The sequence below is a fragment of the Flavobacterium succinicans LMG 10402 genome, assembly GCF_000611675.1.
Classification (GTDB): Bacteria; Bacteroidota; Bacteroidia; order Flavobacteriales; family Flavobacteriaceae; genus Flavobacterium; species Flavobacterium succinicans.
Window position 1 is genome coordinate 1 of the sequence record NZ_JATV01000040.1, and the last position, 483, is coordinate 483.

The 483-nt window shown below is 41.6% G+C and carries 1 protein-coding gene; it reads left to right on the forward strand.

What is annotated here, in order from left to right; translation table 11 throughout:
• Positions 1 to 483, forward strand: a 483-nt coding sequence (locus tag AO58_RS0116730) for a hypothetical protein (RefSeq protein ID WP_024982775.1), incomplete at both ends; no start/stop codon positions are given.

Consider the following 483-nt stretch of genomic DNA (forward strand, 5'->3'; position numbering starts at 1 on the left):
ACGCTTTTCATCCAAACGGAAATCAAAAATTAGACGTTGGTGCAACTGCAAAAGTTGTTTATAGAAACATCGGAAAATTTGCCAGCGGTTACGGTTTTGGGTTTGATATTGGCGCCGTTTATCGCACAGATACTGATTGGAATTACGGATTTATGCTGAGAGATGCGACAACGACTGTTAACTTTTGGACCATCAATCAAAAGGAATTATCAACCGTTGTGAATGGTGAAGAGTTCAATCCAGCGCCAGCAGACAAGATGGAGATCACGATGCCAAAACTTAATTTTGGGGTCAGCCGAACTTACGAGTTCAACAGAGATTTGAAATTGTTGCCAGAAGTTGGTCTTAATGTCGATTTTGCAAAAACCGCCGCTTTGGTTTCTACCGATTTCGCGAGTATCACGCCTTATGCTGGTGGTGAATTGATTTTTCAGGATATGATCTTCGTACGATTGGGTCTCAACAGATTCCAAACCATTTCTG